Below are 23245 nucleotides of genomic sequence, written 5' to 3'. Positions count from 1 at the left end.
TACTCACTCTGACTTTAATTAACAGTCTGACCGCCATTCTTCTGTAACCTCAACAATCTTATCGCCAATATTGACTATTCCTCCCCGTAAAATCTCACAGTTCAGCCCTGATCGCCCCAGCAATGATTCCATGACAGGTTTATCAATTAGTCTTTCCAGATAGCGGCATGGATGATTAGGCTTTGTTGCCAGGATAATTGCCGATTCACCTATTTTCACTATTTTCCCAACCAGGTTGTTGAGTGCTATCCCTGACGTCACAATATTTCGACGGCATTCACGGGCGGTAAATTCAATCCCTAACTCCAGGCTTATATCTTCAAGTACTTCTGCCGCAATGAGTGTGAGCTGGTGTTCGGGTTTAGGTCTATCTGACCAGCGTCCCTCCTTTTTGGCATATCTGTCTCCTTCGATCCCCACCCCTGCTATCAACTTAACCTTCGATTGTGGCTGCATCTCATGAGCAGCAATCTCAGCGGTAAATAACCCCACCACTCCTGGTTTCAATTTTCCTGCATCGTGGTTCGGTTCTACTGGTGAAAAAATTCCGGTCATCTCATGTCACCTCTTTATCTGCCTGACAGATGTCACCTGATAATCGTGATGACATCCATTTTCACATCTGTGCTTTACAAACCGCATCAACCTGAGTTCAATATGTGGTTTATAGTACCAAGTATTGAACCAGGCAATACTCTTCTCTCCATTCTCATAGAGGAAATTCTTATGAATGTGATGTCAAAGCAGGTCATCACCCTTCCGGATGAAACGTTATGGGATGCCCTTGCTCCTCAGGCAGATAAGACAGAACTGATTTACTGGCCCGATGGTGAAGAACTATCTTTTGATATAAAACAGAAAGTTACCGGCATTGTCCTGCCCTACACTCATGAAAGTTCGACACTACGTAAACTGAATGAATTTCCTAACCTGACCTGGGTACAAACGCAAAGTACCGGTTACGATAATGTTCTTCCCTGGTTGCCTGGCGGTATTCGTCTCTCTAACGCCGCAGGCGTCCATGCATCTTCAACTGCTGAACTGGCAATAGGTTTGGTATTGGCCTCTTTACGGAATATTGATCAGGCAGCGCGGGATATGGTGCAGGAAACCTGGCGGGAACAACGCCACCGTTCACTGGCTGACCGAAATGTTGTTGTTATTGGCACCGGTAATATTGGCGGAGGGATAGTACGCAGGCTGGAACCATTCGAAGTGAACATCTTTCGTGTTGGACGTACTGAGAGGCTCGATGAACAGGGGATAATTTATTCACTCACGCAGCTGAGATCATTATTGCCTCAGGCTGATGTTGTGATATTAACGCTACCATTAAATGCGGAAACGAGTGGGCTGGTGAATAAAGAGTTCCTCTCGACAATGCCTGATGGTGCATTGTTAGTGAATGTTGGCCGGGGCGGCGTGGTCAATACCAACGACTTACTGGCGGAGGTATCGTCTGGCAGGCTGTATGCCGCTCTTGATGTGATCGAACCTGAGCCTCTGCCTGTCGGACACCCACTTTGGCAAATACCTAACGTCTTAATTACGCCCCACTTAGGGGGAAATACTTCTGCTTTTGCCCCAAGAATTAAACGTCTCTTGCTGGATCAGTTACATCGAATCAATAAAGGCGAGCTGCCAGCAAACCTCGTTTTCTAAGCAAAAACATCCTGTTCATTTTGAACAGGATGCCTCTTACTGATTCCCTTGTGGCAAATGAAGTTCTGTATGTAAGGGGTTCCCCAACAATGTGGCTAATTTAGTCACCTCTTCCAGTAACCTGGCCTTTCTCTCGTCATTGAATGTCACCGTCACCGAGCTTACCGTTACACCCAATTTAGGACCATTGATTCCTCTGGAAGAAACCGCAACACCAATACAGGCGACACCCAGGGTACTTTCTTCCATTTCAAGAGCAAAACCTTGCTGCCTGATTTTCGTCAGCTCGCGCTTAAGTGCATCAAATGTACTAATCGAATATTCGGTGAGAACAGGCAGCTCCGGCTTATCCTGATATAAGTCATCGATGTCTTCTGCATCAAGTTTTGCCAGCATAGCTTTTCCCACGGCACAAAGTGAGGCGGGCATACGATCGCCAATACTTGGGGTCAGATGGTTTGCCGGATGGCCTTCGTATCTTGCAAGGTAGATAACATCCGCTTTATCCAGTAACGCAATGCGTACCGTCTCAGTGCACAGCACCGGCGAACTTTTACAGAAACGGTAAAATTCCTGAACGGTGTCGAGTTTACTCAGATAGGCACTTGCCAGACCCACCAGCTTTCTTCCCAGCATGTAACCTTCTGGGGTTCTTTGCACAAGATGTGCATCTTCAAGACTGCTCAGCAGATGCGCCGTCGAGGACTTTGCGATGTTGAGAGAAACGGAGATTTCAGTTTGTGTTAATGATCCAGACCAGGAAGTGGCAATCAAATCAAGGATTTTCACTGCTTTTGTGATGGCGGGTGAGCGTGATGCACTTTCATTCTTATCGTTTAATTCGTTCATAAACAAATGTCGCCTTTCGTCCTTCATATAACATCATCATGATTAATCCATCGTATAATGAAACGCTCATTGAGTCCTGTACAGCCCTGCCGTCGCATCTAATGGAAAGAACGTGCAACAGTTGCCATCCTGATCTGTCTAATAAAAAAACAGGGCTGTTATCAGCCCCATTCAATTTAGCCAACTTGCCCTGTCAGAAATCCTGTGACGTCGGGCGCAGGACGATCTCGTTAATATCCACATCAGCCGGTTGTTCAATCGCATAGGCAATGGCGCGCGCAACGGAGGCGGCCGGGATCGCCTGCTGATAAAAACTCAACACCGCTTCTGAGCTGGACTGGTGGGATGTCCCGTATTTCAGTTCTGAATCCACAGCACCCGGTTCAATGGTGGTGGTGCGGATGTCCCCACCCACTTCATGACGCAGGCCATCGGAAATCGCCCTGACTGCATATTTGGTCCCGCTATACACCGAACCGCCCGGGCTGAAGACTTTGATACCGGCAACTGAGGAGATGTTGATGAAATGACCGGACTTCTGCGCCTGGAATAAAGGCAGAGCGGCAGCGACGCCGTACAACACACCCTTGATGTTGATATCAATCATGCTGTCCCACTCCTCAACACGCAGCTCGCTGATGGGGGAAATCGCCATCAGTCCGGCATTGTTGATCATCACGTCAACGCGACCAAAAACAGCCACTGCATGCGCGACCAGGGCATCAAGATCGGCACGACGGGTCACATCGGTCACCAGCGCGCTGGCCTCACCTCCATCCGCCCGGATGTCTTCGACGATCGCGGTCATTTTGTCCAGGCGACGCGCGCCCAGCACCACTTTTGCACCCAGAGCTGCCAGATGACGCGCAGTTGCTTCACCCAGGCCACTGCTGGCACCTGTAATCACAACGACCTTACCTTCGATACCTGCTTTCATGATGTTTTCCTGTTGTGGAGTTCATTCGACGCCTCCGATCATGCAACAACACTTTATCTCAATATATGGAAGAGTTAGGATTTCAGAATTCACAATAATGGAATAAAACCGATGCAGAACCGCGCTGAAATGATCAGGATTTTTGTCGCCGCCGCTGATGCTCACTCTTTCCGTGAGGCGGCCAGCCGGCTGGGGATCTCACCGCAAAAAGTGACGCGCGCCATCCAGGAACTGGAATATATCCTTGGCGAACCGCTGTTTCACCGCAGCACCCGCCAGTTGCATCTGACGACATTTGGCGCAGAGATCTGCCAGGAAGCCACCAAAGCCCTGAGTGAATTTGAGCGGGTTTTCACTAAACGCAGCGTCGGAGCGGTCAATGAGGTGGCAGGCCGGGTGGTGATCACCGCCCCTCTGGCCATTGGCAGGTTATACCTGACCCGGTTCCTGGATGAACTGATGACCACTCATCCACACCTGACCCTGTCGCTGCACCTGGAAGATGAGCTGACAGATGCGATTGCCGCGCAAATTGACGTGGGCATCAGGGTGGGAACGGTCAGACATCAGAACTTTATCGCGAAGGTTGTCTGCCCGGTGCCTTTAGTCACCGTGTGTACGCCCGCACTTGCCCGCCGCTATCCTGGCCTTCTGTCCGTGTCTGACCTTGCGCGCTGTCCGTTGTCGGTGCTGATGGATCGTAAAAGCGGCAAGCCCTGGCCCTGGGTATTCCAGCAGGGTGACATCTTTGTCCCTTCTGCACCGGTTTTTATCAGCGATGACCCCGAAACTGAGCTGGAGATGGTGCTCGCGGGCAAGGTATTTGCCCAGATGCCACGCTACCTGGCAGCAGCGCATTTACTGAGTGGGAAGTTAGTTGAAGTTTTATCTGAGGCAGCGCCGACACCAATGGAGCTGGTGATCTATCGGACACAATCAGGCCCACTTCCTCCTCGGACCCGTATCGTTTACGACCACCTGATCGCCTGTTTTTCCGATGCAATGCTCTTTCCGCGCTGATTACTTACGTGACAACGTCACGCTGTTTTTACAGGCGACGATATCGGCCATCACCGCTAACGCAATTTCCGCCGGAGTTTTGCTGTTGATCGGCAACCCAATCGGCGCATGGATGCGGTCAATATCCCTGTCACTTAATCCACCGATGGTTTTCATCCTTACCAACCGGTTTTGGCTGTTTTTCACAGATCCCATCGCACCGATATAAAAAGCGTGAGACTGCACCGCCTCCATCAGCGTCAGGTCATCAATACGCGGATCATGTGTCAGGGCAACCACCGCGCGACACGGATGTTGCGCATTTTCCTCCAGCCACTTTGCCGGGAACACTTCCGTCAGCAAAATCTCCGCAGGTAAACGATGCTGGTAGTTTGCCAGCATCTCCGCGCGCGCTTCACACACCACCGTCTGAAAACCCAACGCCAGAGAAAAACCAGCACAGGCCAGCGCGACCTCGGACAATCCTGCAATCACCACCTGCGGTGTGGCGGCAATACACAGTTCCAGCCTGTCGCCCTCCTCAACCACCGTGGTGCTGCTGATATAGCTCGTTTCCTCCAGGCCTGAACAGGCATCCGGGAGGCAAACAAATTTCCGCAGCGTCACCGCTCCGAGTAAGGCGGCCTTCATGCGATCAAGGTAGGTGCAAGTCGCCTGATTAAACGTCAAACGTTCCACCAGAATAGAAAGGATGCCGCCACAGGGTAGCGCTTTGTCGGGAGCCAGCCCGCCATCACCATAAATAACCTTTTGGCTGGGTGCGTGGAATTGCCCGGCAGCGATGCGCTGCAAAAAATCTTCTTCAACACAGCCACCCGAAAGCGAACCCACATGCTGCCCCGCGTCATTGATCACCATCATGGTCCCGGGCGCACGCGGCGATGATCCATAGGTACTGATGACCGTGCATAACCATAAGGTATGCGTCGGTAACCACTTTCTGGCCTGAGCTAAAACCTCAACATCAAGACGCTGCATTTTTCTCTCACATTAGAAAACAGGATTTGATTATCACGCAAAAACAGACTTCATCCGCTGATTAAATTTAGCGTACAAATAATGCAATAGCCTGGATAGATTAAAATGCATCCTTATTTAGCTAAAAATAGCCGATCATTTTATTTTCTCCGATGCTAATAAATCCCCCCGGCAAAAGCAACTCACACAATAATCCGTGACGAACCCACAACATCATGAACAGTAAGCAATTTATTTTAACTTGTTAGCTGAACTCATAAGCACTATGAACAAATCTCAACAATGAGAGATCAGCTGATAAGTATAATCCAAAAACCCGTACAGATGTTGTGCCTGTCTCATTATTAAAACTTCAACATTAATAAACGCTGCATCCTGAAATTTTGCAAATTGTCTTTTTAATTCGCTGATGCAGTACATTTGGGAGTCCTGTGTGCAATGAAAGAACTTAATATTGATGTCTCCAGACGCCGTTTTATCGCCGGTGCTGGTGCGTTAATTATCGGTGCCAGTCTGCCTCTACAGAAGGCCATGGCGGCGGTCATCAATCCTCAGCGTGAATTTGAGGCCAACGCGTTTGTGCAAATTGGCCTCGATGGCATCGTCACCGTTTTGAGTAAACATACCGAGGTCGGCCAGGGCGTTTACACTGGCATGGCAACGCTGATAGCGGAAGAACTGGATGCTGACTGGTCGAAAATCCGCGTGGTGGCCGCACCGGTCGATACCTCGGTTTATAAAAACCTATCCCTGGGGATCCAGGGGACTGGCGGTTCCAGCTCGATCGCTAACGCGTATGAACAAATGCGTCGCATGGGTGCAGCGGCGCGCAGTTTGATGGTCTCAGCCGCAGCTAAATTGTGGAACCAACCCGCCAGCGAGATCATCGTGCAGAATGGCGTGGTTATGCTGCCCGGTACTGACCTCAAAGCCGGGTTTGGCGAACTGGTTGCCATCGCCGCACAGCTCACGCCTCCCGACCCCGCCTCGCTGGTGCTGAAAAAGCCCGAGCAGTTTACCTATATCGGTAAGGTTAAGGGCCCACATCGCATCGACTCAAGAGATAAAGTCACCGGCAACGCGATGTATTCCCAGGATATTAAGAAGCCGGGGATGCTGACGGTCACCATCAAACGCCCGCCCCTGTTTGGTAGCAAGTTAGTTTCTTTTGATGATTCCCTGACGCGTCAATATCCTGGTGTGGTGGATGTTAAAGCCACGCCGAGTGGTGTCGCTGTGTACGCCACCAGTACCTGGGCAGCGATCAAGGGACGCAATCTGCTGAAAACCAGCTGGGATGATGCCAACGCGGAACGTCGCAGCACCGCAGAAATCTTCGCGGAATTTCGCTCCACGGCCACCACGCCCGGTGTGCTGGCGCGTAAAACCGGCGATACACGACAGGCATTCGCCAGCGCCGACAAAATTATCGAAGCCGAATATACCTTCCCTTATCTTGCGCATGCGCCTATGGAACCGCTCAACGGCTACATTTTTTGGGACGGCGACAGCGTCTATGCGGAGTATGGTTGCCAAATCCAGACGCTGGATCAGGCCCAGCTGACCGCCGCATTTGGCTTACCCCCGGAAAAAGTCAAAATCGAAACGATTCTGGCCGGCGGCAGCTTTGGTCGTCGTATCGATTTTGGTAATCCTAAACTTGGTCCCGATCTCGCCGCAGACATGGCGGCAGCCGCGTTGGCTATTGGCCCTGGCAAAGGGATCAAGGTGGTCTGGACGCGTGAAGATGACATCAGAAACGGCTGGTATCGTCCAATGGTGCTCCATAAAATGCGCGCCGCCATCCGCAACAACCAGATCAGTGCCTGGACCAACACCGTCGCTGGCCATTCTTTTTTCAAAGACAGTGCATTTGATGCCGCAATTAAGAATGGCCTGGATCCGATGCTGGTTGAAGGTTCGAGCGAACCTCCTTACACCTTCGCGAATTTTCAGTGCGATGCCCACATCGTACCCGGACATGTGCCGGTGACCTCACTGCGCTCGGTCGGCAGTACCCATACCTGCCATGCCGTTGAGGCGTTCATTGATAAAGTGCTCGATGCGCTAGGCCAGGATCCTGTTGAAGGCAGACTGGCCCTGATGACCGACGCCCCGCGTGAAGCGGGCACCCTGCGGGCGGTGGCGAAAGCGGCCAACTGGACAGGGCCGCTGGTCGGCAATAACCGCGCCCGGGGTGTCGCCGTGGCGAAAGCGTTCAATACCCGCGTGGCGCAAATCGCTGAAGTATCGATTGGCGAAAACGGCCATCCCCGGGTGCATAAAGTCTGGTGTGCGGTGGACTGCGGTATTGCCGTCAACCCTGACGTGATCAAAGCGCAGATCGAGGGCGGCATCGGTTACGGGCTGAGTGTGGCCCTGTACGGCAATATCACCCTGAAAGAGGGGCATGTTGAGCAGTCCAACTTTAACAATTACCGCCCATTGCGCATCAACGAAATGCCCGAAATTGAGGTCATCATCATTCCGTCCGATGAAGCGCCCACCGGGGTCGGTGAATTAGGCGTGCCCCCGATTGCGCCAGCCGTCGCCAATGCACTGGCAAAACTGGGGCGCTCAAGAGACGACCTGAGCCTTCCCCTGCATAAACCTGGCAGCACCATTGAAGTTTAAAAGAGGCAAACATGATCACTTTAACCCTGAATAACAAGACCCTGACTTTCAATGATGATCCCAACATGCCCCTGCTCTGGTACATCCGTGAAGAAGCAGGCATGACCGGTACTAAATTTGGTTGCGGCATCGCCATGTGCGGCGCCTGTACCGTTCATATGGATGGCAAGCCGGTTCGCTCATGCCAGACGACGATGGCAGAAGCGGCAGGTAAAAACATCACCACGATTGAATCCGTGCATGAATCATCGGTTGGCAAAGTCGTGCAGGATGTCTGGTTCGATCTGGATGTGGTGCAGTGTGGTTACTGCCAGTCTGGGCAAATCATGAGTGCCACCGCGCTGCTGACGGAGAAGAAAATGCCCACCGATGCCGATATCGACGCGGCCATGAGTGGCAATGTGTGTCGTTGCGCCACTTACGTACGCATTCGTCAGGCTATTCACGCAGCAGCGAAGAAACTGGGCGAGGCTGAACAATCATGACTACCAGGTTAAAGCGAGCAGGCATCAGCGCCGGTGCCATTGTCATTTTGCTGGTGGCATTTGCGACATTTGTTGCACTTCGCCCCGTCGGGGAGGAACCGGCCGCACCGATATCAGGTGCACCAGCCAACCTGCAAACTCAGGTTCAACGCGGTGAGTATCTGGCGAAAGCCGCTGACTGCGTCGCCTGCCATACGACGAAAGGCGGGGAACCTTTAGCCGGTGGGCTGGCGTTCAAAATGCCGTTTGGCACCATTTACGCCACCAATATCAGTGCTGATAAAGAGCATGGCATCGGTAACTGGAGCGACGACGAGTTCGTGAGCGCGGTGCGTCAGGGTATCAGCCCACACGGAAACCTTTATCCGGCTATGCCGTATACCTCGTATACCGCGATGAGTCGCGACGACGTGCTGGCTATCAAGGCCTGGCTGATGAGCCAGCCACCTGTGGCCCAGGCTAACCGGCAAAACGACCTCGGGTTTCCGTTTGATCAGCGCTGGGCGATGAAGTTCTGGAATGCGGCGTTCTTCCGGGAAAGGCGTTTTGTCCCACTCGACTCATCCGATGCTGAGCTTAATCGCGGAGCCTATCTGGCGACGGCGCTGGGCCATTGTGGCGAATGCCATACGCCGCGAAACCTCGGTTTTGCCATGGATCAGGGTCATGCGTTAGCGGGTGCTGAGATTCAGGGGTGGTTTGCGCCCAATATCTCGTCCAATCCTGACACCGGTCTGGGTCAATGGAGCCCGAAACAGATTTCCCAATATCTGGCGCAAGGCCACGCCCCTGGCCGCAGCAGCGCTGCGGGCCCGATGGCCGAGGTGATCGAAAATAGCCTGCAATATCTGACGCCGGAAGATAACCGGGCATTGGTGAAGTATCTGCAACACACCCAGCCCGCCGAGAATGGCGACGGCATCCGGGTCAATCTGCAACCTGCGGGTGCGATGAAGTCAACAGCGTTACTGCCGGGGGATCAAAACGACAGCGCGGGCAGACAACTGTTTGCCGGTGACTGTAGTGGATGTCACCAGTGGAATGGCCCAGGCAGAGTGAACCAGCATGCTTCTCTGGCGGGCAGCACCACCGTCAACGATCCAAAGGGCAGAAGCCTGGTACAGGTGATTCTTAAAGGCGCACATATGGAAGTCGGCGATCAGCAAGTATTTATGCCAGATTTCGGCAATAAATATTCCGACGCGGAAGTGGCGTCCGTTGCCAACTTCGTCATTGGTCACTTTGGTGGTAAACAAGGTGAAGTTACCGCTGAACAGGTAAAGCAGCAAAGAGATAAGTAAGTATCAAAGCCCCGGTGCAGCAATCAGCACCGGGCTTTCTTTTAATTTAGCTCTGACAAGCCTCTTTAATCATGTCAATAAACACCCTGAACCCGAGCGTTAATTCTTTCCGCCCCGAATAGTAGAGCGTATAACCCGGGAAGGATGGACACCAGTCCTCAAGCACCCGAAGGTATTTACCCGCGGTGATCGCGTCGAGTACGTAATGCTCAGGAATACAACAAATCCACTGTCCTGACTCTACCGCCTTGAGCATGATGTCGATATCGTTAACGGTGAAATCACCGTCAACCCGGTGTTTATATTTACTATCCTGCTTTTCAAACTCCCAACCATAAATGCGCCCGGTTGAGTCACGGCGATAGGCCAGGCAGCGATGATCTTTTAAGTCACCTGGCTCACGGGGAATTTGTTTGTCGATAAAGTAATCAGGTGTACCCACAATAGCCATGCGCAGCTCACCGCCTAACGGGATTGCCACCATATCCTTTTCAACCTGTTCGCGTAAGGCAATGCCCGCATCGAACCGCTCATCAATGATGTTCTTAAGGGAGGCATTACTATCAATTTCAAAAGAAACTTCCGGGTAGTTTTGCAGCATAGCGCTCACCACTGGCAGCACATACTTTTCCGTCGGGTATTTGGGTGACGTGATTCTAATTAAACCTGATGGTCGTTCACGTAACTGGTCCAGCGAAATCAGTTCATCTGCGATTGCATGCAATGCCGGTCTTAAGGTGCTAAGCAGCTTCTCTCCTGCCTGGGTCGGTGAGACGCTTCGGGTGGTACGGTTGAGTAGTTTAACCCCTAAACGCCCTTCTAATCTGTTGAGGGTATAACTTAATGCTGATTGCGACAGACCCAGTTTGATCGCCGCTTTGGAAAAATTTTGTTCATCGGCAATCAAAGCAAACACACTGAGATCGGCCAAATCATCTTTAAACATGTTTTTAAATCACGGAAGTTTAGATATCGCTATGATGACATCATCACTGGTTGAAGTGATTCATAGGGCCTATGAATCTGATTCATAGACGTTCATTGGCAGTGATTAATAAAAAGCCACAACGTCATTTATGAATGTGGATTATAAGGGAATGCATAATTATCGGACTAATTTCTGCGGGGTAAATCCGTATAATTTTCTCAACTCCTAAGCGATTCGGAAACGAGAATTAATAATGCCCGCTCAGCAAACGCCTGTTCGCCATCATGAAAAACACCCCACTATAATTTTAAGCCTGATCCTTATCAGTTATATGATGATAGTTATTGATAACTCAGTGGTAATAACCGGACTACCAAAAATCCATCAGGAGCTTTCTTTCAGCCTTGCAGGTCTGTCCTGGATTTCCAGCGCTTATGCACTGACGTTTGGTGGTTTGCTGTTGCTTAGCGCGAAAGCGGGCGATATTTTCGGCCGAAAGAGAATGCTGAATATCGGGTTAACCATTTTTACTCTGGCTTCGCTGGCGATCAGCCTCGCTCCTGACGCTGTATTTCTGGTTATCGCCCGCGCAATTCAGGGGGCTGGCGCGGCAATCCTCGCACCCTCAACCTTAGCCATTCTGCAAATCACCTTTCCGGCAGGTCCGGCCCGAACCCGGGCCATTTCACTGTACGCAGCCGCCGGTGGGTTATCCGCCAGCGTAGGTCTGGTTATCGGGGGAGTCTTAGCCGAACTGGTATCCTGGAGAGCGGGGTTTATGGTTAATGTCCCGATTGGCATCGTATTGATTTTCGCCGCTTCCCGCTATATCGATGAAACCGATAAACAAAGTGGCAAGCCGGATATCCCCGGAGCCATCTTATCGTCTCTGGGCATGACCGGGATTGTTTATGGCACCGTCTCCTCCGGTACGCTGGGCTGGGGTGCATTAGTTACCCAGCTTTCTTTTCTGGTCGGCGGCTTATTGCTTGTTTGGTTCATCCTGATTGAGCGCAAAGTTGATGAGCCGATTATGCCGCTGCATCTTTTCCACAATGCCGAGCGTTCAGGCGCGTATGCCGCACGCCTGCTTTATATTGGTGCTGCCATGGGCTTTTTTTTCTACAGCACGCAATTTATGCAGGGCGTCTTACATTTTTCTCCCATTCAGGCAGGGCTGGCTTTCTTGCCTGCAATGATGACCAATTTCGTTGTGGCGCTGAATGTACCTAAACTGGTTCAACGCATGGGAAGCCGCCGCATATTAATTCTGAGTTTGCTGTTTGCCCTGATCGGTATGTTGATGCTGAGCCGTCTGGATGCATCTTCGACCTTTATTAGCGGTCTGTTGCTACCCACAATCTTCATCGGCATCGGTATTGGCGGCGCCATGGGACCTCTGACAACATCGGGTATTAATGGCGTCGCACCAAAGGATGCAGGTGCGGCTTCCGGCATCGTGAATGTTGCCCATCAAATCGGCGGGGCACTGGGTCTTAGCGTGTTAGTAGCCGCTGCGGAAGCAGGTGGAGAAAATCTGGCTAAGGTTCCTTTATTAATACACCAGACAGGTAACGCATTTACCGCCGGCGCCGTACTGATCACACTTTCTTTGCTGCTGGTATTAACGGTGATGGGGCGGACAAAAAAGCCTGATTAACATCATTCTTACTGTAAGACAGAACTCATGAATGCCAATACTGGCATTCATGAGAAAAATTCATAGAGTTTTGCTGATTATATGTGAAGTCATTCCGTTCATAAGCCGCTATATTATATTTATACACAAGTAAGAATATTCATTTATTAATTCTTACCCTCAAATTTAATTAACCCGACAACGCATTTAAGAGCAAATACTTAATTCAGGTTAATCACCGCGCTCTTAATAATATAAGAGGAAACATAATGAGTCTGGTACTTATCATTGGTGCAACGGGTTCCGTTGGCCGTCATGTCGTCAGTGAAGCGCTGAATAACGACCATACCGTGCGCGTACTGACACGTAAAAACGCGGATATCCGCGGGCTCCCTGCTGATATTGAACGGGTGACCGGCGACCTGACCGATATCAACACGCTGATCCTGGCGGTAAAGGACGTAGACGCTATCATTTTTACGCATGGCACCCATGGGTATGAGAAGCAGAGCTTTGAGCAGGTCGATTACGGTGGAGTCCGCAATGTTATTCAGGCCCTGAACGGACGTTCGGTACATATCGCGCTGATGACGGCGATTGGCGTGACAGTAAGAAGCACCATGCATGACTGGAAACGTCGGGCAGAACGGCTGGTGCGGGTCAGTGGCTGCCGCTACACCATCGTGCGTCCAGGCTGGTTCGATTATAACGCCGCTAATCAGCTAAAACTGGTCGCCCTGCAGGGGGACAACCGGCGTGACGGCAGTCCAAAGGACGGTGTCATATCCCGTCACCAGATTGCTCAGGTGCTGGTTAACAGCATTAGCTTGCCGGACGCCTGGCATAAAACTTTCGAACTGGTCGCCGAGACAGGTCCGGCAACCGAAGATTTTGTCTCATTTTTCCACAGCGTCGATCAGGATGGCGATGGCGTCGATGCGATCCACGACAGGGATAACATGCCCCTGAATCAAGAACCAGAAAGGGTGGTTTCAGCCATGCATGCAGCAGCCCCCTCCAGTATTGCACGTTAAATTATGAGGTCAGTTATGGCAGACGTTATTGTTGTTATCGGCAGTGGTTCCATCGCCCAGGCTATCGCGCGCCGTGTCAGCGTGGGTAAAAAAATTCTGCTGGCCGATATCCATCTGGATAATGCCAAAGCAGTTGAAGACATCCTGAAAAGAGCCGGGTTTGACGTGGAGTCCACCCAGGTCGATGTCAGGTCACGAGAATCAATCCAGCAATTAGTCGCGGCCTCCACAGCCTTAGGTGATATCAAAGGCGTGATCCTGACGGCGGGATTATCACCCTCGCAGGCGAAAGCGCAGGATCTACTGCATGTCGATTTGTACGGCAGCGCCGTCGTATTTGAAGAGTTTGGCAAAGTGATTGCGGCGGGTGGCTCCTGCGTGGTGCTGGGATCGCAGTCCAGCCATCGCCTCGATTGTGACGCGATTTCACAGGCCACCGCCGATCAACTGGCCACGCTGCCTCCTGAAGAATTGTTAGAACTTCCCTGGATTAAAGCGATTGATGACAGCCTGTATGCCTATCAGATTTCGAAACGCGGCAATGCCTTGCGGGTGATGTCTGAAGCGGTGAAATGGGGAAAACGTGGTGCGCGCATTAATTGCATCAGCGCAGGCATTATTTTCACCCCACTGGCCTACGACGAGCTGAATAGCGTGGAACGCGGTGATTACTACCGCAATATGTTAGGCAAATCACCAGCAGGACGTGGCGGCACACCGGATGAAATCGGTGCGCTGGCCGAATTTATGTTTGGTCCTAACGGCGCTTACATGAGCGGCAGCGATGTATTAATCGATGGCGGTGTCACCGCATCGGTAAAATACGGTGAGTTAAAAACGCAGTAGTGGCGGGATTGATCGCGTATCAGACACCTGATGCGCGATCGGCCGATGATCAACCCGCTGCCGGTAAGCCGAGAATGTTACGTAACGCTGCGGCGTTGGTGTTGGCACGGAAACCCGGGCCACCGCGCTGGAAGCTTCGCGCCGACGCCAGATTTCCGGTGATCACCGGGACAGAACCTGCATCCTCCACTAACCTGGCGACCAGGGTTAATGCCGCCGCGTCATCACTGGCCATCGGCACCCCCAGTTTATTGCTCTGACTGGCACTGGCAGAGGCCTCAATTGCCGTGGCATCAACGGCGCTGAAGGCGCGGACATAGCGCGTGCCAGACAATAATTTCTGGCTGGCCTCAGCCACCCCATTTTCGCTCATTTGCCCGCCCGGAGGATTACAGGCATCAATCACAATCTTTCCTTTCATCAAGGGCGCGAGCTGCTGTCCCAGTTGCGATAGCGCATCCCAGGGCACGGCAAACAGCAGGATGTCACCAAAGGTTGCCGCTTCCACTGGCGTTCCGGCACGGGCATTGGCACCCAGCGGGGCGATCTCGCGCCGCAGTTCATCAAGATGACGGGTGGAAAACATCACCTGATGCCCGGCTTTTACCCACAGTTTCGCCACCGTACCGCCCAGCCAACCGGCGCCGATGACACCGATTTTCAGCGCCCGTCCCGTGCCAATACCTTCAGCCCTGGCGAGTTGCAGTGTGCCACCGGTTAATCCCATGGCTCCGGTTATTGCGGCCAATTTAATAAGCTGGCGTCTGGAAAAAGACATTAGTCACCTCCTGATTTGAGGGGAATGAAAGGAGATTTGCTGCCCAGCCACAGGGAGAGGGCCAGCCAGATAAGTGAAAGGGGGATGGCGATATAAGCCAGCATACCGGCGCTGCCTGAAAAATTTAATAACCCGGCATAACTCCAGCTTCCCAGCTGGTCACCCAATCGATAGACCACCGTATCGATGAAATTTTTCGACTTGTAGCGTTCCTCTTTATTCACCCGGGTAAATAAAATTTCTCTGCCGGGACGGGCGAATGAAAAGTTGCTGATTCTGCGCACCACCTGGAACACCACGAAAATAATCAGCGAGGGAAACGCCAGTAATAATGAAAAGCCTGCCAGCGTCACCAACGGTAAAATTGCCAGAGTGAATGATACGCCTAACCCTTTCAGGGTTCTGGATGTTAATACCAGCTGGGAAATGAGGGTAAATATATTGACCCACAAATCGATGGTGGCAAAAAATTGCGTGCGCGCGGCTCTGTCTGAGAAAGCACTGGCGGCTATCCTCGCCTGTTCCAGATAAAGAAAAGTCGATGTCAGGCTGTACAGAATCATAAAAACGGCAATGCCTGACAGGTAAGGTGAACGCAGGGTATGGGTGATACCGGCAAAGACCGCCCCACCCACCGGGCGTTCAGATGCATGGATCTCGCCCCGTTCTTCTTTGATATTTTCTGCATCTCTGACTGCGCGATGAGCCGACAGCAGGCTTAGTTCCAGCATCAGGAATGCCAGCAGAATCAACCCGCGCTGATCGATGATCTCCACTAACATCAGCGTCACCAGCGACCCGACCATCGCCCCCAGCGTTGCCCCGGCCGACAGGATACCAAATAATCTCAGCCCCTGTTCCGGGCTGAAGATATCAACAATCAGTGACCAGAAAATCGATACCACAAACAGGTTAAACACCGATACCCAGATAAAGAAAACCCTGCCCGTCCAGATACGGTATTCACTGAATGCAGGCAACAACAAAATAAAGAACACCAGCAGATGCGCAGCAAAAAAATGATAACTCAGTTTAATTACCGTGATGCGGGAATACTTTTTAACTAAAAATGAAAATATCGGCGTAAGTATTAACATGGCAATCAGCGTGCCACTGAATAGCCAGGGAAGATTATTTACCCCACCCGCTACCCCTAACTCATCGCGAACCGGGCGTAACAGATAATACGCCAGAAAAAGCGAGAAGACATACAACATGGCCCAGGCGAGTATTCTGAACTCATTTTTTCTGATATCTAATAACTTGCTAATTCTGTCAGCATTCATAAATAGCATCCGAATACAGAATTCCAGAGGAGAATCATAAAAGACAGTGCAGAAAATAATTTATTGCGGATTAGCATTTTGCGTCATTAGTGATGAGCTATATTCATAGGGCTATTCATCCCCATAAAGGTGATTTTATCTGGCTTAATCTGCTATTTACCTTATGGTTCTTTACAGCATGGTTTTATCCCAGGAGACACAGAATGACCTTAAACGTGAAAGGCTATGCAGCCTTTGCCGCCAAAGAAGACTTAGTGCCACATAACTTCGTACGTCGCGATCCGCGTGACAATGACGTGGTGATTGAGATTCTCTACAGCGGTGTTTGCCACTCCGATATCCACAACGCCTACAACGACTGGGGCGGTGCAAAATATCCGATGGTGCCCGGACACGAAATTATTGGCCGCGTCACACACGTTGGCAAAGCCGTCACCAAATTCAGCGTTGGCGATCATGTTGGTGTCGGTTGCATGGTGGATTCCTGTCAGCATTGCAGCGCGTGTGAGCAGGGTCTGGAGCAGTATTGTGAAGAAGGCAACACCCTTACCTATAACGACGTTGACCGCCATGACCAGATGCCGACCTATGGCGGCTACTCTGACAAAATCGTTGTCACCGAGAAATTCGTGGTCAAAGTACCGGATGGTCTTGACTTAAAAAGCGCCGCGCCGCTGCTGTGTGCCGGTATCACCACCTGGTCCCCACTGCGTCACTGGAATGTGGGTCCGGGCAGCAAAGTTGCGGTAGTGGGTCTCGGCGGTCTCGGCCATATGGCGCTGAAGCTGGCTAAAGCGCTGGGCGCGGATGTCACATTATTCAGCCGTTCACCGAATAAATCGGAAGATGCCCGTCGTCTCGGTGCAGAACATATCGTCATTTCCACCGACGAAGCACAGATGAAGGCCGTCTATAACCAGTTCGATCTGATTATCGACACCGTTCCCTACGTCCATGACCTGAAACCCTATATCCCGACTCTGGCGCTCAACGGTACGCTGGTGCTGGTCGGTTATCTGGGCGATCTGGATCCGGTACTGAACAGCGCGCCACTGGTACTGGGCCGTAAATCTGTCGCCGGTTCAGTGATTGGTGGCATTGCCGAAACCCAGGAAATGATGGATTTCTGTGGTGAGCATGGCATCACTTCCGATGTTGAAATGATCAACATGCAGGACATCAATGATGCATGGAAGCGCATGCTGAAAAGCGATGTGAAATATCGCTTCGTTATCGATATTGCCTCGCTGAAAGCGTAGTCGCCATCATGCCGGGGAAGTGTTCTGTCACCTCCCCGCAATACTTTTCCCGGTTGTACCACCCTTTCCTGCTCTCCTGGATTGAGATATATGTGAAATACTCACATGTCTTATCCGATTACCCGAAAATTGTGTGATGCAGTTCAAATAGTAAACGGTTCCTTTGCGAAGTGTTAACGATTCGGGTCAAAATTGATGAGTAAGACTCATAACGCTTATCGGTAATCCCCTCTAATTAAATGTATCTCACAATGATACTATTACCTTGTCGTTAGGCTATTCCCTCCATTAACGGATTTGAATTGAGGTTTACATGAAGATTTTAACTGTCTCTGTCATTGCTCTTGCGAGCTTATTGACTGCTACCAGCGCGTTCGCTGCTGAAATTTCATCCGATATCTCTGGCAAACAGAAGTTTGGCGTGGTTTCTGCCGAAGGTGCTTATTCGCTGGATGGGCTGACTGACATGCTGTCTGATAAAGCCCAGGCCAAAGGTGCAACCGCAATGAAAGTTATCTCAGCAGGTGGAGTAAACAAACTGTATGGCGTGGCTGAGATTTATAAATAATCCCGCGAAGACGAAATAGACATTGGCAAGCCCACTTTCAGAAATCATTATCGTTTCTGCGCATAATTTTGTGTGTTTTGCTGCATAAATGCTTGTTTTTATTTCGTCTTTCTTCATCTCTCATCATTATTCGATTGTACAGGTGTAAGAATGGACCGACATGAAACCATTATCTGTGAGCTATTGACATGGATAGATGAAAACATTCGCAGCCCACTCAAGATTAGCGATGTTGCACAACGTTCTGGTTATTCAAAGTGGCATCTTCAGCGCATGTTCCATCGCATCATGAATATCAGCCTTGGCAATTATATTCGTGACAAGAAGCTGGAACTTGCCGCACATGATCTCATTGATAGCAATGAAGCCGTCATCGAAATTTCCGTTAAGTATGGTTACGACTCTCAGCAGTCTTTCACCCGCTCTTTCGCCCGGAAATATAATGTGCCCCCTGCGACTTATCGTCGCATGAAAACACATAACTTAAATTTCCAGGTTTAATTCAACGTCATTGCCGGTTTCCGGGAGACTATAACAATGCCCAATAATGTGGCACTTAAGCCTCTGGCTTTGCTATGCGCTTTCACCATTTTAAGTTTAACAGGATGTGATGACTCCTCAGGGAAAACGGCTCAGGCGCAGGAAGCGCCAGAAGTGCAGGTCCTCACACTCAATACCCAGTCTTTAGCCGTTTCAACTGAATTACCGGGGCGTACTTCGGCATTCCGCGTGGCCGAAGTTCGTCCGCAGGTTTCTGGCATCATTTTAAAACGTGCTTTCACCGAAGGCAGCGATGTGGTGGCAGGTCAGACGCTGTATCAAATCGACCCCGCACCGTTTCGTGCCAGCTTTAACAATGCCAAAGCCGCCGTATCACAGGCCGAAGCCAATGCGCGTATTGCTCAGGTCACACTCAACCGCTACCGCTCGCTAACCGGTACGAATTACATCAGCCGCCAGGATTACGATCAGGCCGAGGCCACTGCCGCCCAGACGCGTGCGGCGGTAGAGGCAGCCACTGCCGCACAGGAAACCGCCCGTATCAATCTGGCATGGAGCACCATTACCTCGCCGATCAGCGGACGTATTGGGCGCTCGTCGGTGACCGAAGGTGCACTGGTGCAGAATGCGCAAACCGATGCACTGGCAACGGTTCAGCAGCTTGATCCGATGTATGTCGATGTGACGCAGTCGAGCGGCGATTTCCTGCGCCTGCAACAGGAACTGGCCTCCGGCAAGTTGCGTCAGAACGCGGGCAAAGCGGTCGTCAGCGTGATTATGGGTGATGGTGCCGTCTACCCCCGCACCGGGACGCTGGCTTTTTCTGACGTCACCGTCGATCAGACCACCGGCTCTATCACCCTGCGCGCCATTGTGCCCAACCCGGATCATACCCTGCTGCCCGGCATGTTCGTCCGCGCACGTCTTGATGAAGGCACCGATCCGCAGGCATTGCTGATCCCGCAGCAGGCCGTTACGCGTACCCCGCGCGGTGAAGCCACCACGCTGGTGGTCGGTAATGATAACAAAGTGGAAGTCCGCACCATCAGCGTCTCGCAGGCGGAAGGCGATAAATGGCGTGTGAATGGCGGTCTGCAGGCCGGGGAGCGCGTGATTGTGTCCGGTATCCAGCGGGCTCAGCCAGGCATGACCGTTAAACCTGTTGCTGCAAACGCTTCCTCCTCTTCGTCCACAGGAACCGCTGACTGATGTCCAGATTCTTTATTGACCGGCCCATTTTTGCCTGGGTGCTGGCGATTATCGTCATGCTGGCCGGGGGGATTTCGATCCTCAAGCTGCCGGTGGCGCAGTACCCTGACGTCGCCCCCACCTCGGTGCAAATCCGCGCCACCTACCCCGGCGCAGACGCCACCACGCTGCAGAATACCGTGGCGCAGGTGATCGAACAGAACATGAGTGGCCTGGACGGCCTGATGTACATGTCCTCCAACAGCGACTCCTCCGGCACGCTGCAGCTCACGCTGTCGTTTGAGAACGGCACGGACCCGGATATCGCCCAGGTGCAGGTGCAGAACAAGCTGCAGCTCGCCACCCCGCGTCTGCCGCAGGAAGTTCAGCAGCAGGGCATCTCGGTGCGTAAATCCTCCAGCGTGTTCTTCCTGGTGCCGGGCTTCGTCGATGAATCCGGCCACATGAGCATGGAAGATATCGCGGACTATGTGGCCTCCCATCTGCAGGACCCCCTCAGCCGTATCAACGGCGTCGGCGACACCACCCTGTTCGGTTCCCAGTACGCGATGCGTATCTGGCTCGACCCCAACAAGCTGGATAACTACCAGCTGACCCCGGTCGATGTAATGAGCATGATCAGATCCCAGAATGCGCAGATCGCCGCTGGCCAGCTCGGCGGTGCGCCACCGGTGAAGGGGCAGCAGCTTAACGCCTCGATCATTGCCCAGACCCGCCTCACCTCACCGGAACAGTTCGGCAACATTCTGCTGAAGGTGAACAGCGATGGCTCCCAGGTGCGCCTGCATGACGTGGCCCGCATCCAGCGTGGCGGTGAGAACTACAACTTTGTGGTGAAAATTAACGGCAAACCGGCTTCCGCACTCGGCATTCAGCTGGCTGCAGGCGCTAACGCGCTGGATACCGCCAATGCCATTCGCGCCAAAATCAATGATCTGAAGCCCTTTTTCCCGCCGGGCCTGAAGGTGGTTTATCCCTACGACACCACGCCGTTTATCAGCATCTCGATCCACGAAGTGGTGAAAACGCTGTTCGAAGCGATCGTGCTGGTGTTCCTGGTGATGTACATGTTCCTGCAGAGCTTCCGCGCCACGCTGATCCCGACCATTGCGGTGCCGGTGGTGCTGCTCGGCACGTTTGGCATCCTTAGCGCCTTTGGTTACTCGATCAACACCCTGACCATGTTCGGCATGGTGCTGGCGATAGGCCTGCTGGTGGATGATGCCATCGTGGTGGTGGAGAACGTCGAACGTGTGATGGCCGAGGAAGGGCTGAAACCGAAAGCCGCTACGCGAAAATCGATGGGGCAGATCCAGGGGGCGCTGGTCGGCATCGCGCTGGTGCTGTCGGCGGTATTTGTGCCTATGGCTTTCTTCGGTGGCAGTACCGGCGTTATCTATCGTCAGTTTTCCATTACCATCGTGTCGGCGATGGCGTTGTCCGTGCTGGTGGCGCTGATCCTGACGCCGGCCCTGTGCGTGACCATCCTGAAACCGGTAAAACCGGGTACCCACGGTCAGCATCGTGGCTTGTTCGGCTGGTTTAACCGCAAGTTCGATCAGAGCGCCCATCACTACACCAATTCCGTTGCGCGCATGCTGAATCGCAGTGGTCGCTTTCTGCTGATTTACGGCGTGCTGGTGGCAGGTATGGCGGTGCTGTTTATGCGTCTGCCCACCTCGTTCCTGCCGTCGGAAGACCAGGGCGTGCTGGCCACGCAGGCGATCCTGCCGGCTGGCGCAACTCAGGAACGTACCCAGGCTGTGCTGGACCAGGTGAGCGATTACTATCTGACCAACGAGAAAAAGAACGTTGAGAACGTGCTGTCGATCAACGGCTTCGGCTTTGCCGGACGCGGTCAGAACGTGGGCATCCTCTTTGTCGGCCTGAAAGACTGGTCAGAACGTGACGGTAGCGAGAACTCGGTTGATGGTATCGTCAGCCGTGCAATGAAATCGTTCAGTAAAATCATGGACGGTAACGTGGTGGCTTTTAACCTGCCGCCAATCATTGCATTGGGTAACGCCACCGGCTTCGACTTTGAGCTGATCGATCAGGGCGGCCTCGGCCATGAGCAGCTGACCGCCGCGCGTAACAAACTGCTGGAACTGGCGCGTCAGCATCCTGACGTGCTGACGGCGGTGCGTCCGAACGGCATGGAAGACAGCCCGCAGTATAAGGTCAATATTGATCAGGAAAAAGCCACCGCGTTGGGCGTGGATCTTACCGACATCAACACCACCCTGAGCAGCGCCTGGGGCGGCAGCTATGTCAACGACTTTATTGACCAGGGCAGGGTGAAACGCGTTTACGTGATGAGTGATGCGCCTTACCGCATGATGCCGAAGGACCTGGACAACTGGTACGTGCGCGCCAGCAACGGCAAAATGGTGCCTTTCGCCAGCTTTGCCAGCGCGGAATGGGTGTTCGGTTCACCGCGTCTGGAACGCTACAACGGCCTGTCGTCGGTCGAAATTCTCGGCCAGCCATCACCGGGTAAAAGCTCCGGTGAGGCGATGGCGCTGATGGAACAGCTGGCGAAGCAGCTACCACCCGGCATCGGCTATGACTGGACCGGGATGTCGTACCAGGAACGGATGAGCGGCCAGCAGGCCCCGGCGCTGTATGCTATCTCGCTGATCGTGGTGTTCCTGTGCCTGGCTGCGCTGTATGAAAGCTGGTCGATCCCGTTCTCGGTGATGCTGGTGGTGCCGCTCGGCGTATTTGGTGCGCTGGTTGCCACCATGCTGCGTGGTCTGAATAACGACGTTTACTTTGTGGTTGGCCTGCTGACGACCATTGGTCTGTCAGCGAAGAACGCCATCCTGATTGTGGAATTCGCCAAAGACCAGATCGAGATAGAAGGTAAAGGCGTGGTGGAAGCCACCCTGGAGGCAGCCCGTATGCGTCTGCGTCCGATCCTGATGACATCACTGGCGTTTATCCTCGGCGTCCTGCCACTGGCGCTCAGTTCCGGTGCCGGTTCCGGCGCACAGAACGCGGTGGGCACCGGGGTGATCGGTGGCATGGTAGCGGCGACGCTGCTGGCAATCTACTTCGTACCGGTGTTCTTTGTCGTGGTGCGCAACCGCTTTGGTGGTAAGGCGCATGATGAGGACGATGAGGAGGACGAATACATCGCCCGCTAGCCTGCTTTTCACCCGCTAGCACCATCAAACCAGCCGGTTGTTCCGGCTGGTTTTTTTATCCTTACGATGGCTGATTGATTACGATATATGCACAGGAAAGAAACGTGAGATATCTGACTGAGCGGAAGCTAAAGGAATCACAGGCGGGGGAAGTTTTATTTTACTCAATTACGGACAGGACA

The 23245-nt window shown here is 52.4% G+C and carries 20 protein-coding genes; 13 read left to right on the top strand and 7 right to left on the bottom strand.

Annotated elements, in window-relative coordinates:
• Positions 1-18 precede the first annotated feature (18 nt).
• Complete coding sequence (locus AC6I8X_RS25620; RefSeq protein ID WP_497841873.1) at positions 19-555, bottom strand: MOSC domain-containing protein; 537 nt, start codon at positions 553-555, stop codon at positions 19-21.
• Positions 556-603: 48 nt separating this feature from the next.
• Here AC6I8X_RS25620 and AC6I8X_RS25615 point away from each other — a divergent pair, with 48 nt between their 5' ends.
• Positions 604-1662, top strand: a complete 1059-nt coding sequence (locus AC6I8X_RS25615) for a 2-hydroxyacid dehydrogenase (RefSeq protein ID WP_497841872.1) — start codon at positions 604-606, stop codon at positions 1660-1662.
• Positions 1663-1698: 36 nt separating this feature from the next.
• Here AC6I8X_RS25615 and AC6I8X_RS25610 read toward each other — a convergent pair whose 3' ends face one another.
• Both AC6I8X_RS25610 and AC6I8X_RS25605 read right to left on the bottom strand, forming a co-directional pair.
• The gene (locus AC6I8X_RS25610) at positions 1699-2511 is read right to left on the bottom strand and encodes an IclR family transcriptional regulator (RefSeq protein ID WP_299456254.1); all 813 of its coding nucleotides are present in this window, start codon (positions 2509-2511) and stop codon (positions 1699-1701) included.
• A gap of 193 nt (positions 2512-2704) precedes the next feature.
• Complete coding sequence (locus tag AC6I8X_RS25605; protein ID WP_313687824.1) at positions 2705-3448, bottom strand: SDR family oxidoreductase; 744 nt, start codon at positions 3446-3448, stop codon at positions 2705-2707.
• Positions 3449-3559: 111 nt separating this feature from the next.
• Here AC6I8X_RS25605 and AC6I8X_RS25600 point away from each other — a divergent pair, with 111 nt between their 5' ends.
• Entirely contained in the window at positions 3560-4468 is a 909-nt protein-coding gene (locus AC6I8X_RS25600) for a LysR family transcriptional regulator (protein ID WP_497841871.1), read from the top strand.
• Here the strand turns inward: AC6I8X_RS25600 and AC6I8X_RS25595 are convergent, their stop codons facing one another.
• Positions 4469-5446, bottom strand: coding sequence for an XdhC family protein (locus AC6I8X_RS25595; protein WP_497841870.1), 978 nt, complete (start codon positions 5444-5446; stop codon positions 4469-4471).
• Positions 5447-5884: 438 nt separating this feature from the next.
• On the opposite strand from AC6I8X_RS25595, the gene AC6I8X_RS25590 reads away from it, so the two are divergent.
• The 3 genes from AC6I8X_RS25590 to AC6I8X_RS25580 are packed head-to-tail and all read left to right on the top strand — an operon-like array spanning position 5885 to position 9866.
• Positions 5885-8080 (top strand): xanthine dehydrogenase family protein molybdopterin-binding subunit, encoded by a 2196-nt coding sequence (locus tag AC6I8X_RS25590; protein ID WP_497841869.1) that lies wholly within the window; start codon positions 5885-5887, stop codon positions 8078-8080.
• A gap of 11 nt (positions 8081-8091) precedes the next feature.
• Positions 8092-8565, top strand: a complete 474-nt coding sequence (locus AC6I8X_RS25585) for a (2Fe-2S)-binding protein (protein ID WP_497841868.1) — start codon at positions 8092-8094, stop codon at positions 8563-8565.
• Entirely contained in the window at positions 8562-9866 is a 1305-nt protein-coding gene (locus tag AC6I8X_RS25580) for a c-type cytochrome (RefSeq protein WP_497841867.1), read from the top strand. The genes AC6I8X_RS25585 and AC6I8X_RS25580 overlap by 4 nt, the downstream gene beginning before the upstream one ends.
• Positions 9867-9912: 46 nt before the next feature.
• On the opposite strand, the gene AC6I8X_RS25575 is transcribed toward AC6I8X_RS25580, so the two are convergent.
• The gene (locus AC6I8X_RS25575) at positions 9913-10812 is read right to left on the bottom strand and encodes a LysR family transcriptional regulator (RefSeq protein WP_497841866.1); all 900 of its coding nucleotides are present in this window, start codon (positions 10810-10812) and stop codon (positions 9913-9915) included.
• Positions 10813-11047: 235 nt separating this feature from the next.
• On the opposite strand from AC6I8X_RS25575, the gene AC6I8X_RS25570 reads away from it, so the two are divergent.
• From AC6I8X_RS25570 to AC6I8X_RS25560, 3 genes are all read left to right on the top strand, one after another.
• Complete coding sequence (locus AC6I8X_RS25570) at positions 11048-12454, top strand: MFS transporter (protein WP_497841865.1); 1407 nt, start codon at positions 11048-11050, stop codon at positions 12452-12454.
• A gap of 248 nt (positions 12455-12702) precedes the next feature.
• Positions 12703-13467, top strand: a complete 765-nt coding sequence (locus AC6I8X_RS25565; protein ID WP_497841864.1) for an SDR family oxidoreductase — start codon at positions 12703-12705, stop codon at positions 13465-13467.
• Between the two features lie 15 nt (positions 13468-13482).
• Positions 13483-14313 (top strand): SDR family oxidoreductase, encoded by an 831-nt coding sequence (locus tag AC6I8X_RS25560; protein ID WP_497841863.1) that lies wholly within the window; start codon positions 13483-13485, stop codon positions 14311-14313.
• Positions 14314-14362: 49 nt separating this feature from the next.
• Here AC6I8X_RS25560 and AC6I8X_RS25555 read toward each other — a convergent pair whose 3' ends face one another.
• A complete protein-coding gene (locus tag AC6I8X_RS25555; protein WP_497841862.1) occupies positions 14363-15091 on the bottom strand; it encodes an NADPH-dependent F420 reductase in 729 nt (242 codons plus the stop codon).
• Entirely contained in the window at positions 15091-16377 is a 1287-nt protein-coding gene (locus tag AC6I8X_RS25550) for an NTP/NDP exchange transporter (protein WP_497841861.1), read from the bottom strand. Before AC6I8X_RS25550 ends, AC6I8X_RS25555 begins: the two co-directional genes overlap by 1 nt.
• A 203-nt stretch (positions 16378-16580) precedes the next feature.
• Between AC6I8X_RS25550 and AC6I8X_RS25545 the strand changes: the two genes are divergently transcribed.
• The 5 genes from AC6I8X_RS25545 to AC6I8X_RS25525 all read left to right on the top strand — a co-directional run bounded on the left by AC6I8X_RS25545 (position 16581) and on the right by AC6I8X_RS25525 (position 23063).
• Positions 16581-17636, top strand: a complete 1056-nt coding sequence (locus AC6I8X_RS25545) for an NAD(P)-dependent alcohol dehydrogenase (RefSeq protein ID WP_313687137.1) — start codon at positions 16581-16583, stop codon at positions 17634-17636.
• Between the two features lie 313 nt (positions 17637-17949).
• Positions 17950-18204 carry a YdgH/BhsA/McbA-like domain containing protein gene (locus AC6I8X_RS25540; protein WP_299456276.1) on the top strand — a complete coding sequence of 85 codons (255 nt, stop codon included), beginning with the start codon at positions 17950-17952 and terminating at the stop codon, positions 18202-18204.
• A gap of 150 nt (positions 18205-18354) precedes the next feature.
• Positions 18355-18705 carry a helix-turn-helix domain-containing protein gene (locus AC6I8X_RS25535; protein WP_313687139.1) on the top strand — a complete coding sequence of 117 codons (351 nt, stop codon included), beginning with the start codon at positions 18355-18357 and terminating at the stop codon, positions 18703-18705.
• Between the two features lie 36 nt (positions 18706-18741).
• Complete coding sequence (locus AC6I8X_RS25530; RefSeq protein WP_313687141.1) at positions 18742-19914, top strand: efflux RND transporter periplasmic adaptor subunit; 1173 nt, start codon at positions 18742-18744, stop codon at positions 19912-19914.
• Positions 19914-23063, top strand: coding sequence for an efflux RND transporter permease subunit (locus tag AC6I8X_RS25525; protein WP_497841860.1), 3150 nt, complete (start codon positions 19914-19916; stop codon positions 23061-23063). Before AC6I8X_RS25530 ends, AC6I8X_RS25525 begins: the two co-directional genes overlap by 1 nt.
• Positions 23064-23245 lie beyond the last annotated feature (182 nt).

The sequence above is a fragment of the Pantoea sp. X-Soil-TKNS-1280 genome (assembly GCF_059730475.1).
This window is presented reverse-complemented; position numbering and strand designations above follow the sequence as displayed.